Below are 13,348 nucleotides of genomic sequence, written 5' to 3'. Positions count from 1 at the left end.
AAATACAGCCCTTTTTTATTAGTTAAACCTGTTGTAATCAGTTATGATCAACTTTAAAGTCCAGTATGCCATTTACCCATTCGGGATCAAGGGTGGCATTATATTTTTTATAAAAATTTATTGCAGGCTCATTCCATTCAAGCACCTGCCAGACCATTCTTGAAAAGCCTTTTTCTTTTGCTTCTTGAATGATACGATCGAATAAAAGTTTGCCAGCCCCCTTGCCCCTGAGTTTCTCCGTCACAAGAAAATCTTCCAGGTACAAGCACTGTCCCTTCCAGGTGCTATAGCGAATATAATAAAGTGCAAAACCTTCTACTTTTCCGTCAATTTCTGCAACAAATGCCCACCATACCGGTTTTTCACCAAAGCCGCTTTCTTCAAAATGCGCCAGTGAAACGGTAACTTCCTGGGGCGCTTTTTCATAGTCTGCCAGTTCCTGAATAAGTTCCAGTAATCTTTTGCAATCTGCTTTTTCCGCTCTTCTTATAACAATATTCATAGTAATAACTAAAACTTTATTTTTTTCTTTTCGCAACAAAGTTACCATTTGGTTGCTGGAAAGTAAGTTGGGTTACTTCAGTGTCTTTTACTTCAAACTGTACATAATATCCCGGTAAAATTTTTAAACCAAAACGGTCATTGCCCAAGGCAGACAGTTCATATTCTGGCTGTCCAGGAATAAGTACATACAGTGTATTGTTTTTAACTGAAACAGTTACGTCAACACCACCAAGTTCATACTTACCCGCATATTTCTGTAAATCATTTGCGGAGGTCTTTATAGTTCTTGGTGTTCTGTTGAATTTTAATGCATCCAGTGTAGGTTCCAGTTTCAATGAAAGACTGCTGATATCTCCTGCTTCATTCATGAAAAACTGAAAACGCATCGGACTGCTTATGCTCGTATCAATACTTCCATCTTTTGACACATCATAAGGGACAAAAATATCATAATGAAAATGTTTTAACCAGGTAATATCATTACCAGGAAAATGGGCAAATAGTGAATCATTTCTGCTTATCAGTTCGGCACTTCCATATCCGGGATGATTGTAAATGCCTTCGTAATCTTTTAAGGCATGACTGGCTTTGGCATCCTTGTGTTGATTTGAACTTACTGTTTTGCCAGCTTCCTTGGCAGCCTCTTTTGCTTTTTTGGTGGATGATAGTATATCCCTGCTCCAGTTGAAAAAAGGAAGTTTAAGTAAACGATCTGCAATCGTATTTCTAACAATTGATGTGACAGAAGATGCGTTCTGATTGGTCAATACAATAATACCGATACTGTCTGTTGGAAAGAAGGATGTACTGGCCGAAAAACCATCAATATTGCCCCCATGTTCTACCCTGTAATGACCTTTATACGAAGCCAGCGACCATCCAAAACCATAATTTGAAAAGAATACATCGGGTCTCTCTGAAGTGGGCAAACCGGGTGATGAAACCATTTGTGCGCTCATGGCATTGGCTACATAATTAGCAGGTAATATTTCTTTGCCATTGAATTTTCCTCCATTGATCCAGGTAATTACCCAATTGGCCATTTCAGTTACGCTACTATTGATGCTTCCGGCGGGGCCCATTGCATCGATATGGTAATAATCGAGTTTATCTATGATGGAATCTTTTTTAATGCCATATCCCAAAGCCGCGTCAGTATCCCTGGTTAATGCTTCAATACTTGTATTGGTTCTTTTCATACCCAATGGAGAAAGCAGGTTGGTTTGTATATTTTCTTCCCAGCTTTTACCGGTAATTTTTTCAGCAATCATACCCTGAGTGAGGAACATGAAATTATTATACTGCCATCTTTCCCTGATACCTGCACTGGGCTCCTGGTAACGGATGCGTTGCAACAGACTATCTCTTGATTTCGATTTAAAAAGATACCAGGAAAAATCATGGCGTGGTAAGCCTGTTCTATGGCTCATCATATCACGAAGCGTGATCATCCGGTTCATATCATCATTATAAAACCGGAGTTCAGGTAAATAATTGATGGCTGGTTTATCAATACTCAGTTTGTTTTCTTTTTGCAACAAACCGATTAAAGAAGCGGTAAATGCTTTGGTGCAACTGCCAATGGCAAAAAGGGTATTAGGTGTTACCGGTAATTTTTTCTCATAATCACGATAACCAAATCCTTTAGCGTAAATAATCTTATCTTTTTCTACTACTGCAACTGCAAAACCTGAAGCCAAATGGTCTTTTAGAATCTGTTCAAAACTGGTATCCAGTCCGGCGAAACGATCGACTGGTTGGCTGTTGTTTATTTTCTTTTTTTGTGCGTAGGTGCAAAGCGACAGACAACAGGCTGACACCAATAATAATTTTCTCATGACACAATGTTTTAGCGGTATTTGCAAATTAGTAGCCTATAAGACTAAATTATTACAAGCAGTAATTACTTTAAAGCCTGCTCCAGATCATTCAGAATATCATTGCAGTTCTCAATTCCCACACTCATCCTGATTAAACCATCGGTAATACCGTATTTAATTCTTTCTTCCCTGGGTATTCCAAAATGACTCATACTGGCAGGGTGCGAAACCAGTGTATCCACCGTTCCGAGTGAAATGGCCCGTACACACATCTGTAATTTATTGATAAATTGTTTACCTGCTTCCAATCCACCTTTTAATTCATAACTCATTACGGCACCGGGCAAACGCATTTGTCTGGCACTCAATGCATAATCAGGATGGCTGGGCAATCCGGTAAAATTTACTTTAGCAATAGCGGGATGTTGTTCCAGGAATTCAGCTACTTTCTGTGCATTCTCACAATGTTTTTCCATCCTTAATTCCAGCGTTTTCATGCCTTGAGCGAGGAGAAAGGCATCGAAAGGATTACTATTTCCTCCCAACAACACATGCCATTTCCAAATGCTGGTGCTCATTTTTTCTATGTCTTTTCCTATTAACACACCACCAATGGCGGTTCCATGTCCGTTTAAGAATTTTGTAGTGGAATGAAATACATAATCCACCCCGTATTTAAATGGCTGTTGCAGGTAGGGTGTTGCAAAAGTATTGTCAACGCTTACAATCAGTCCCCTGCTTTTAGCGATACCGGTAACAGCAGCAATATCTACACATTGAATAGTAGGGTTGGCGGGTGTTTCAATATGAATCATTTTAATATGCGGATATTGTTGAAGGGCTTCTTCCACCTTATTTAGATCGCGCATATCAACGATAATCGCTTCAATACCGGTTGCTGCCAATACCTTGGTCATCAGTTCCTGCGTACCGCCATATAATGAATAATGAGACAGAATTGCATCACCCGTTTTCAAGTTACCCAGGAAGAGGGTAGTCATAGCGGCTTGTCCGCTTGCATGTAATAATGCTTTTAACTGAAGTGGTGCACCATTTTCGTCTTTTAAGCCAAATGCTTCGAGTGCAGCAATGGTTATTTCTGCAGCGGTAAATGTGGGATTTCCCCAACGACTATAAACCCTGGTTTTATCTGATCCTGCAAAGCGGTTCATACCATCTTCGGCAGTATCAAAAGTGAAGGTAGAAGTAGCAAATATGGGGGTTAGATGTGCATCTTCTGCATTTTGGTGACCGCTGGCATGCATGGCAACGGAACTAATACCGCTTAGTTGAAATTTTTCGGACATTATTTGTAAATTGTCTGGATAAATAATTCTTCTTCCTCAAATGTAAGACGAATCATGAAGCAATTACTGATATCCTATACAGCTTATGAAATTTGGGCCAATGAGCAGTTATTACAGCTCACTACCGACTTGTCTCCCGAACAGCAAAATCAGCCTATTCTAAGCAGCTTTCCTTCCGTTCATAAAACATTCCTGCATATGTGGGATGCTGCCAGTGCATGGTGGCAAAGGCTTCAGATGCATGAACAGGTAGTAATGCCCAGTCTAAGCTTTCACCCAAGTATGAAGGATATTGCCAATGGATTATTACACCAAAACCACCAATGGTACTCATTTGTAAAGGAAGCATCAGAAGAAATGCTATTGGCATCATTGCCCTACAAAAATATCCGTGGGGAACATTATACGCAGCCTGTTGCAGAAATCGTGTTACATCTTTCGAATCATGGTACTTATCACCGTGGGCAGATAGTTACTATGCTACGGCAATTGGGAGTTGAAAGAATTCCGCAGACCGATTATATTTTATTTACCCGGCAAAAATAAATGGGCATTGCCTCTTCATTGATTTTCTGCGACGGTTATTCCGCTAAATTAGACAGAAGTTAAAATCGTATCCAGGACCTTTAAGAGCGATGGTCACGCTGTATTATTGTCTATCTTAGCGCAAAAGAGAATGCGATGAAGCGTATTGTTTACTTAGCTACTGTTTTTGTTTTATGGAGTTTTAGTCAGTCTGCAAAGGCTCAGTTTATGGATTCGATCATGGACGCACATGCCAGTATCTTTCCCAAAGAAAAAATGCATATTCATTTTGATAAGCAATTATATAATAAAGAAGAAACCATCTTTTATAAACTCTACCTGCTGATGGAACAAATGCCCAGTCCGGCGAGCAGAAATGTTTATGTAGACTGGTACGATGTAAATGGTAAAATGTTGCGTCAAACAGTGGCACCACTTTTTCAGTCAACCGCGAAAGGGTCTTTTGATATACCCGCCAATTATGCCGGAGAATTCATTCGTGTAAAAGCCTATACGAGATGGATGTTGAATGATGATACCAGTTTTATATACCAGAAAGATATACAGATTAATAATGGTAAACTTCCCGCTAAAAAAGTAACTGTCATACGCACCCGTGTGGAAGTTTTTCCCGAAGGAGGTAACCTGGTGCAGGGTTTAACAGAAAAAGTAGCTTTTAAGGCAACCAATCAGTTTGGTAAACCCATGTTTGTGAAAGGCGCTGTATTGAATGATAAGAATCTGGTACTCGACTCGCTCAGGATCCTACACGATGGTATGGGCTTTTTTACGCTGCGGGCTTTGCCGGGAGAAAATTACCGTGTTGACTGGCTCGATGAAAATGGCACAAGGGGTAGTACGCCTATCAAGGGTATACAGGAAAAAGGAGTAGCCCTCAGTATTCGTGGCACAAATGATAAAGCCATCATACAGGTACAGCGTTCGGAGCAGGTTCCTGATAACCAGAAAGAATTGTTTTTATTGGTTCACATGAATGAGCACCCTATTTATAAAGTGCAACTTAAAATGCCCGAAAAAACCCTGCTCAATACAGCCGTTCCGATTGATGAATTACAAACCGGTATTTTACAATTCTCGTTATTTACGAGCGACTGGCAACCCTTAGAAGAAAGGATATTATTTGTGAATAACCATCTTCATGAGTTTAATGCCAAAGTAAATCCAGGTATAATTAATCTTGAAAAAAGAGGTAAAAATATCCTGGAAATATTTGTTTCAGATACAGCCGAAACAAATATGTCGATATCTATTACAGATGCTGCACTATCCGGACAGGAAACCTTTAATATTTTTTCAGACTTTTTGTTAACCAATCAGTTGAGGGGGTATATACATAACCCTGCTTTTTATATGATCAGTGATGCTGATAGTATTACCAGCAGACTTGATCTTGTTATGTTAACCAATGGATGGAGAAAATTTGACTGGGATAAAATAAAAGCTGCTAAAGAACCAGTGCTACAATTTCCACCAGAAACAGACTTTATGAAAATTGAAGGAAAAGTGTATGGTCTGGAAAATAGCGGTGGTGCCGGCACACAGCTCAACCTGGTGATGGTTAACAAAGACAGTAGTGTAAGTATGTATTTTGTTCCCGTACAAAAAGACGGCGGGTTTGAAGAAAAAGATGTTTTCTTCTTTGACACGGCTCGGGTTTACTACAATTTAAATGATACCAAAAAACTAGGAGGAAGGGTTACACAGGTTCAGATGAACAATGGACTCTTAAAAAAACAACCAGGCAGCACCACTAAAGTAGATGAACAGTCGAGTTTGCAATTAAGTTCTGACAGCCTGGCTTTGGCACGCATGAATTTGTTTTTACTGGAGGAAGAAAAACTGAGAAAAAGTATGGCTTCTGCAACACTTCAGGAAGTAGTTGTGAAAGCCAAAACAAAAAGTCCCATGCAGATCATGGATGAGAAATATGCATCCGGACTTTTTTCCGGCGGAGATGCTTATAGTTTTGACCTTACACAAGACAGAACCATTGGCGCATTTAATGTGCTGTCTTATCTGCAGGGAAAAGTGGCGGGATTGCAAATTACCGGCTCGGGCTCAAATATGTCGATGAGCTGGCGCGGTGGTACTCCTTCTTTATACCTGAACGAAACCCCCGCTAACCTCGATTTCATACAGACTTTACCCATGAGTGATGTTGCCTATATTAAAGTGTTACGCCCTCCGTTTTTTGGATCAGCAGTAGGTGGCGGATCAGGCGCTATTGCTATTTATACCAAAAAAGGAGATGATGCGCGAAAATCAGATCCAAATAAAAAAGGAATGGAATCAACCATATTGGCCGGTTATTCGCGTTTCAAAGAATTTTATCACCCTAATTACGAGCAAGACCAGACCTACGATGCCGACTCAAGGAGCACACTGTACTGGAACCCATACATCCTTACCAATAAAAAATCACCCAGGTTCAGGGTAGAATTTTATAACAACGATTTTTCCAAAAGATTACAAGTTGTACTGGAAGGAATCAATGCAGACGGGAAGATTACACGTACGGTGAGGTATTTGGAGTAAGGTGTTAGGTGTTAGGTGTTAGGTATTAGGTGTTAGCCATTAGCCATTAGGCGCAAACTAGTACCTAGCACCTAATACCTAACACCTAACACCTAGCACCTAACACCTAACACCTAACACCTAATGCCTAACCCCTATTCCTCCTTCAACCCTGCTTTCTTAGCAATTATTTCCCAGGGATAGAATTGAAATGTTTTGTCTGTACTCATTGCAACAAATAGTCCACCTTTAAAACCAGGTAACGTAAAAGAAGTAACATCACTTCCATCGCTTTGGTCTGTTGAAACAGGTACTGATTTGATCAGCGAATGATTATGGGGCTGATTATTTCCACCTTCTCTTGCATAAATATTGAATCGATTGGCTGATTGGTCAGATACAAGTATATATCCAGTGCCATCGTTGAATTTATAAATAGAGATACCTTCATTATCTTCTTTAAAATCTCCCTTTCCGAAAACAGCCAGTTCCTCATTTCCTTTTTCGGGATCTGCATAATATTTTCTGATACCAAACTGCTCATCTGAATAATAAACATAACCAAGTTCATTATCTACTGCAATCGACTCTATTTCTTTCTTACCGGAAAATTTGCCGAATGTTCTCACGAGTGTTCCTATTACTACTCCATGTCCATTGTCTGATAGGAGGTACTGCTCAAGATATCCTTCAGCAGGTCCTGATTTACGGCCAACAATGGCAAAGATGGCATTATCTGCAGGGCGCTTATACAAAGCAATACCCATTGGGTGACGCAGGCTGTCTTTTACGAATACTTCAATACCACCGCTGTCTATTGCAGCCATATCGGGCAAACGAAAAATCCTGATGCTGTTTATGTCTCTTTCTGTGGCTACTGCAATATCTGTCTTTGTTCCATTGAGAATGAGACCATAAGCAATATCAACATTATTCATTCTTTTGAGTCCGGTGATTGACCTGTTTCGGTCGATTTTTCCATCAAGTCCAAATACATATAAACCACCATTTTCTTTGTGCTTATCTGTACCAATGATGATACTATTGGATGGATTGACGCTATCGATCCAGATAGCGGGATCGTCGCTGTCATCAAATACGGTATCTGTTACCACCGTTGGTTTTAGTGCAGCTTCATCATTTTGTGCTGGTTCATTTTTGCAGGCAAAAGCAAATAGTATAACTGCAATGGGGAAGATTTTTTTTTGCATTTGAATCAGTTAAATAAAACCCCGGAATTACCCGGGGTTTATGATAAAATTAAGCGGTATGCGTATTATTTGTAAATATCAAATTTCAATCCAAAGTTAAACCTTGGTCCATAATACTCTAATTGAGCAGTTCTCGACTTATCGCCCTGGTAATATCGCAGTGGCTGGTTGGTAAGGTTATTGGCTTCTGTAAATATTCTTGTCTTAGGCGTAATGGCATAAGATGCATTGAAGTCAAGGAAGAATTGTTTGTCGTAAAAACGATCATTAAACGCATCTGCATTGTATCCTGCATCATCACTGTCATCAACATAAGCCGACGTGAAGTTGGCAGAAAGTCTACCTACGAATTGTTTATTCTCATATGAAACCGATAAGTTGAACATATGTGGTGCCGCACCCGGTAATTTTACATCGTTTCTTACCAGTGCACCCGATCCGTCATAGATACCATCTGCTTTTGAATGGGTATATGTATAGTTTGCGTACACACCGAATCCTTTCCAGATACCAGGTAAGAAATCAAGTTGTTTTTGTGCAGCCAGTTCGAAACCAAATAAACTTGCACCGTCACCATTTCTGCGCTGCGTAAACTGCCAGTTTTCACCTGCGCCGATTGGATTGGTAACAGTTGGGAAATCGCGTGAAAATTCAGACTGGGTATATTGCTGATCAAGGAAAGTAAAGAAGAAACGGTCGATTTTCTTATAGAATACACCTCCAGAAATCAAACCTACAGATCTGTAATATTTCTCAAACATCAGATCCACATTCCATGATCTTACCGGTTCCATTTTCGGATTACCTGCACTCAACTCCTGGTCATTTGGATTGATGTTGAAGAAGGGCACCAGGTCATAGTATCTCGGACGGGCAATAGAACGGGTGATGGCAGATTTTAAAACGGTGTTATTATCAAACTTGTATTTAAGGTTAAGGTTTGGTAAGAAATCGGTATAGTTGTTTTTCAGGTTTGCAATTCCTTTAAACTGATCACCGTCTTCCACAATATTACCAGTATAGTTGATACTGGTACGTTCGATGCGCAAACCTACATTCGCAAATAAGCGATCGTTGAACTGTTGCTTCAAAGCGATATATCCTGCAGTAATGGTTTCTTTTGCAGTGAAATTACCGGAAAGGTATTCAGACGGTTCATCACTCTCATCAAATCTTGTAGCGTCTTTAAGATTCAGACCGCCAAGAAATCCAGGGGCAACAAATAAACCTGCAGCAAATTTTTCACCCGGATAAAACTCAGAAACTGTTTTATCAACTAGTGGTAATAAGCTGATGTTGGCAAAATTTGCGGTAGAAGCACCGATAGGAGTATAGGAGAAGAAATTATTGTTCCTTATTTTTTCTTTGGTACGTAAACGGGCACCAAACTTCAGCGAACCATTTTGCCCTTTTACAATAGAAACGGGAATTTCGAAATTCAGTTTTGCGTTGATATCTTTTTCAAACTGATCCTGGAACTGTTCTGTCAGTTCGTTTCTTCTGGTATAAGCTGTTAATGCTGTATTGTCTGTGAGATAAGGACGTTGAGGATCGGTTATATCCTGTGTTACAGTGATATTTCTTCTTCCCATAGAAACATAGCGCTCATGTGGCCTTACTTCAGATGCTCTTGCGAATTGTACACTCCAGTCTGTTTTCAACTTACCAAAAAGGTGCTCACCTTTTATGGCGAGTGAACGAACACGCTGATCTTCCAGTCTTCTGTTATCGTTGCGGTTATCGTCAATTCCACCTTTTGTTTGTCTGAGAACTTCACCTACATTATAACCGCTGATATTACCTGCTCCATCATAAATCAGGTCTGTAGCAGCATTGCCACGAAAACGGTGGCGAAGACGGAAACGATTTTCTTTATCATCGCGCCAGTTATAACTACCTGTTACAAAGATGGTATGTAAGGGACTGATTTTATAATCAACCGTAGCAGTTACACTTCTGCGAACCCTCAATACATCGTATATACGCTGATCATGATCACTTACATAAACTTTGCCATTGGCATCTTTGCTCCATGTCGCTTCAATATTATCGGATCCATAATCATTTCTGTTGAAAGAGCCACTAACTACATAGCCAAGTTTATCTTTTGCAAAGCGGCTTCCGGCAATTAAGTTAACAGTGCCTATGAAAGAAGAGCGAATTGGATTGTATCCTCCGGCAACTGTAGCAGAAAAACGTTTGCCATTTGGAGCAGAACGTGTTACCAGGTTTACAGAACCACCAATGGCATCGGCATCCATATCTGCCGTAAGTGTTTTACTTACTTCAATGGTTTGAATCATATCAGCAGGAATAAGGTCGAGCTGAACCCTTCTGTTATCGCCTTCTGCAGAAGGAATTCTTTCTCCGTTGAGGGAAACAGCGTTGAATTCAGGTCCCATGCCCCTAACAATGATATTACGTGCTTCGCCCTGATCGTTCTGCATGGTAACACCAGGTACACGTTTGATTGCGTCTCCGATATTCGCATCTGGAAAACGACCAATCTGATCTGCGCTGATGATATTGGTAATATTATCACTGTTTTTTTGCTGGTTAAGGGCTTTGGATTGTCCTTTCAAACGATCACCCAGTACAATAACGCCTTTAAGTACGTTAATACCAGACTCGAGTGAAACAGTGAATTCAGACACAGTACCTGTACTGTTAATTGTTTGCGTATAATCTTTGTACCCCAGATAGCTGATGGTGAGGGTATGTTTACCGGCAGGTATGTTATAGAACACTGCTGTACCGCTGGTATTAGATACTGCATTAAATTTCTTATCGTCGAGTGATACATTGGCTCCGGGTAAATTGAGCTTCTGTTCATCGATCACTTTTACTTTGATAACTCCGTTTTGTGCAAAAATGGTTGATGCCAATAAAAGGCATAACACACTAATGTAGATATTTTTCATATTCAGCGTTTGGTACACAATTTTTAATTGCGTGCAAAACTATCTGCTATGAACAGCCGTATTATTTATACTGGGTTATGAATTTGTAATCTAATTGTTACGGCAATGTGAATTGTCAATGGTGAATAGTCAATAGATCCGGAATTTATATTCCCTTCTATTCACCATTCACCATTGACAATTCACACTAAATCAAAGATCAAAGATCAATACCCCCATTTCACCCAGGTAGCTCCCCAGGTAAAGCCACCGCCGAATGCGGCGAGTACTATGTTGTCGCCTTTTTTGAGTTGTTTTTCCCAGTCCCATAGGCAAAGCGGCAGCGTTGCGGCGGTTGTGTTGCCGTATTTCTGGATATTGATCATGACTTTTTCTTTGGGCAATCCCATGCGGTTGGCGGTTGCATCTATGATACGCAGGTTGGCCTGATGTGGTACCAGCCATGCAATATCATCACCGGTGAGTCCATTTCTTTCTAGTAGTTCTGCACTTACGTCGGCCATACCCTTTACGGCAAATTTGAATACAGCCTGACCTTCCTGGTAAGCAAAATGTTCTTTGGCCATTACCGTTTCAACAGTGGCGGGTTTTACAGAACCGCCGGCTTTCATGTGCAGGTAATGACGACCACTTCCATCGCTTCTTAAAATGCTGTCCTGAATTCCTGAACCATCATTGGTAGGTTCTAGTAAAACGGCACCTGCTCCGTCACCAAAAATAATACAGGTGGCACGATCGGTATAGTCAATGATGGCACTCATTTTATCAACGCCTACTACAATTACTTTTTTAAACCTGCCACTTTCAATATACATGGCCCCGGTGGTGAGTGCATACAGAAAACCACTGCAAGCAGCACTCATATCATATCCCCAGGCATTGGTGGCACCTATTTTATCGCAGATGATATTTGCTGTTGCAGGAAATACCATATCGGGGGTAACAGTAGCGCATATTACACAGTCGATATCGAGTGGATCAAGGTTTTTCTTCCTTAATATTTCCTGGATGGCGGGAACGGCCATATCGCTGCTGCCCTTACCTGGTTCTTTTAAAATTCGTCTTTCTTCTATACCTGTACGCGTGCGGATCCATTCATCATTCGTGTCTACCATTTTTTCAAGATCAAAATTGGTAAGCTTGTCTTCCGGAACATATCCGCCAACCGCTGTAATAGTTGCTGTGAGTTTATTCATTTATCGTTTGATTAATCGTGTCTAAAAATTCTTTAGGTGTTTGTACGAGTAGTCTTTTTGTTTTGAAAAGTTTTGGGTTTCTGGTTACTATTGCCTGAATGTCTTTTATAGTATGTGCGCAAGCTATCTGGATAGCTTCTTCAAAATCGGGGAATGTATTTTCAAGGGCTTTATCAATAATCGCATTATCAACCCTGATTGTATTGATTAATTCGCGCAAGTCTCTGATTGCCTGGACAGATTTTACCTTTCCTTTTAATTTTGCCAGGAGGTAAAATAAAGTTGTGTAGCTGGTAGCTGCACAATACAGTTCAATCTGCTTTTCATAAGCCAGTTCCATCATTTCTTCTGCTTCTTTGTCGAAGGGTTGTCTTTCTGCAAAGAAATCAAACAATACATTGGTATCAATAAAAATTTTCCTCATGGATTGTATTTCTCCCAAATAGTTTCGTTCATCAACTCCTGACAAGCCCTTTCATCCTCCATTTTAAAGGCGCCATGCCATCTTTTGAGGTGGGGAGGGAGTTTCGATTTTTGCTTTTTGGAAGGGCTGGTAATGGCTTTCAGGTAAGATTCTACCAGTTGAGAAACACTTCGACCCGTTTTTTGTGCGTACTCTTTTGCGTCTCTAATGACAGATTCGTCAATCGAAAGCGTGAGTTTGGTCGACATACGTATAATTTATAAGCAAAGATACGTATCAATTTTGTTTTTTTAGCCCTATTTTTGAATCCTGCTATGATCGCTTTTGTAAGAGGAAAATTTGCAATCAAAACGCCTGCCCGAGTGGTAGTGGATGTGAATGGGGTTGGCTACGACCTGCAAATCAGTCTGAATACCTATGAAGCCATCAGTAAGGTAGAAAACGGACAATTACACACTTATTTACATATTACCGAAAATGCACAAACATTGTTCGGATTTGCCGATATTGCAGAGAAGGATCTGTTCCTTCAATTGATCAGTGTATCCGGAGTGGGTGCTTCAACGGCCAGGATGATGTTATCTGGGATGAAACCTGATGAAATTATCCGGGCAATTGTTCAGGGCAACACTAAGCAGTTGGAAGGAATCAAGGGTATTGGAAAGAAGTCGGCAGAAAGATTAATTGTTGAACTCAGGGATAAACTGAGTAAACAAACAATCGACCAGCCACTGGGAGGTTTTGCTACGGGAGTAGTAGGAATAGATCAGGATGCGGTTCATGCACTTGTGGCATTGGGTATCGCCAAACCACAGGCAGAAAACGCTATTAAAAAAACGATGTCAAACATACCTGCAGATGCATCACTCGAAATGGTGATCAAGCAGGCACTTAAAAACCTTTAG

The 13,348-nt window shown here is 40.4% G+C and carries 11 protein-coding genes; 3 read left to right on the top strand and 8 right to left on the bottom strand.

Annotated elements, in window-relative coordinates:
- Positions 1-37 precede the first annotated feature (37 nt).
- The 3 genes from ACH30E_RS15230 to ACH30E_RS15220 all read right to left on the bottom strand — a co-directional run bounded on the left by ACH30E_RS15230 (position 38) and on the right by ACH30E_RS15220 (position 3,631).
- Positions 38-502 (bottom strand): GNAT family N-acetyltransferase, encoded by a 465-nt coding sequence (locus tag ACH30E_RS15230; protein WP_490825511.1) that lies wholly within the window; start codon positions 500-502, stop codon positions 38-40.
- 16 nt (positions 503-518) lie between these two features.
- Positions 519-2,342, bottom strand: a complete 1,824-nt coding sequence (locus ACH30E_RS15225; RefSeq protein WP_490825510.1) for a serine hydrolase — start codon at positions 2,340-2,342, stop codon at positions 519-521.
- 65 nt (positions 2,343-2,407) lie between these two features.
- Positions 2,408-3,631 (bottom strand): trans-sulfuration enzyme family protein, encoded by a 1,224-nt coding sequence (locus tag ACH30E_RS15220; protein ID WP_490825509.1) that lies wholly within the window; start codon positions 3,629-3,631, stop codon positions 2,408-2,410.
- A gap of 54 nt (positions 3,632-3,685) precedes the next feature.
- Here ACH30E_RS15220 and ACH30E_RS15215 point away from each other — a divergent pair, with 54 nt between their 5' ends.
- Both ACH30E_RS15215 and ACH30E_RS15210 read left to right on the top strand, forming a co-directional pair.
- Entirely contained in the window at positions 3,686-4,177 is a 492-nt protein-coding gene (locus ACH30E_RS15215; protein WP_490825508.1) for a DinB family protein, read from the top strand.
- 135 nt (positions 4,178-4,312) lie between these two features.
- Complete coding sequence (locus ACH30E_RS15210; protein ID WP_490825507.1) at positions 4,313-6,712, top strand: hypothetical protein; 2,400 nt, start codon at positions 4,313-4,315, stop codon at positions 6,710-6,712.
- A 134-nt stretch (positions 6,713-6,846) separates the two neighbouring features.
- Here ACH30E_RS15210 and ACH30E_RS15205 read toward each other — a convergent pair whose 3' ends face one another.
- From ACH30E_RS15205 to ACH30E_RS15185, 5 genes are all read right to left on the bottom strand, one after another.
- Positions 6,847-7,902, bottom strand: a complete 1,056-nt coding sequence (locus tag ACH30E_RS15205) for a phytase (protein ID WP_490825506.1) — start codon at positions 7,900-7,902, stop codon at positions 6,847-6,849.
- 65 nt (positions 7,903-7,967) lie between these two features.
- Positions 7,968-10,823: a TonB-dependent receptor gene (locus ACH30E_RS15200; RefSeq protein WP_490825505.1), complete on the bottom strand. Its 2,856-nt coding sequence runs from the start codon at positions 10,821-10,823 to the stop codon at positions 7,968-7,970.
- A gap of 206 nt (positions 10,824-11,029) precedes the next feature.
- A complete protein-coding gene (locus ACH30E_RS15195; RefSeq protein WP_490825504.1) occupies positions 11,030-12,019 on the bottom strand; it encodes a beta-ketoacyl-ACP synthase III in 990 nt (329 codons plus the stop codon).
- On the bottom strand, positions 12,012-12,443 hold the full coding sequence (locus tag ACH30E_RS15190) for a type II toxin-antitoxin system VapC family toxin (protein WP_490825503.1): 432 nt from the start codon (positions 12,441-12,443) through the stop codon (positions 12,012-12,014). The genes ACH30E_RS15195 and ACH30E_RS15190 overlap by 8 nt, the downstream gene beginning before the upstream one ends.
- Positions 12,440-12,691 carry a DUF6364 family protein gene (locus tag ACH30E_RS15185; protein ID WP_294996871.1) on the bottom strand — a complete coding sequence of 84 codons (252 nt, stop codon included), beginning with the start codon at positions 12,689-12,691 and terminating at the stop codon, positions 12,440-12,442. Before ACH30E_RS15185 ends, ACH30E_RS15190 begins: the two co-directional genes overlap by 4 nt.
- Before the next feature lie 66 nt (positions 12,692-12,757).
- Between ACH30E_RS15185 and ruvA the strand changes: the two genes are divergently transcribed.
- Positions 12,758-13,348, top strand: coding sequence for a Holliday junction branch migration protein RuvA (ruvA, locus tag ACH30E_RS15180; RefSeq protein ID WP_490825502.1), 591 nt, complete (start codon positions 12,758-12,760; stop codon positions 13,346-13,348).

Source organism: Sediminibacterium sp. FW305-C-61 (genome assembly GCF_058231065.1).
Note: the sequence above shows the minus strand (reverse complement) of the source record. Positions and strands in the feature narration are given on the sequence as shown.

Bases quoted from the DNA above. Each gene is read 5' to 3' on its own strand.
- ACH30E_RS15205 (WP_490825506.1), bottom strand. From the start codon at position 7,902: ATGCAAAAAAAAATCTTCCCCATTGCAGTTATACTATTTGCTTTTGCC.
- ACH30E_RS15190 (WP_490825503.1), bottom strand. From the start codon at position 12,443: ATGAGGAAAATTTTTATTGATACCAATGTATTGTTTGATTTCTTTGCA.
- ACH30E_RS15195 (WP_490825504.1), bottom strand. From the start codon at position 12,019: ATGAATAAACTCACAGCAACTATTACAGCGGTTGGCGGATATGTTCCG.
- ACH30E_RS15225 (WP_490825510.1), bottom strand. From the start codon at position 2,342: ATGAGAAAATTATTATTGGTGTCAGCCTGTTGTCTGTCGCTTTGCACC.
- ACH30E_RS15230 (WP_490825511.1), bottom strand. From the start codon at position 502: ATGAATATTGTTATAAGAAGAGCGGAAAAAGCAGATTGCAAAAGATTA.
- ACH30E_RS15220 (WP_490825509.1), bottom strand. From the start codon at position 3,631: ATGTCCGAAAAATTTCAACTAAGCGGTATTAGTTCCGTTGCCATGCAT.
- ruvA (WP_490825502.1), top strand. From the start codon at position 12,758: ATGATCGCTTTTGTAAGAGGAAAATTTGCAATCAAAACGCCTGCCCGA.
- ACH30E_RS15200 (WP_490825505.1), bottom strand. From the start codon at position 10,823: ATGAAAAATATCTACATTAGTGTGTTATGCCTTTTATTGGCATCAACC.
- ACH30E_RS15215 (WP_490825508.1), top strand. From the start codon at position 3,686: ATGAAGCAATTACTGATATCCTATACAGCTTATGAAATTTGGGCCAAT.
- ACH30E_RS15185 (WP_294996871.1), bottom strand. From the start codon at position 12,691: ATGTCGACCAAACTCACGCTTTCGATTGACGAATCTGTCATTAGAGAC.
- ACH30E_RS15210 (WP_490825507.1), top strand. From the start codon at position 4,313: ATGAAGCGTATTGTTTACTTAGCTACTGTTTTTGTTTTATGGAGTTTT.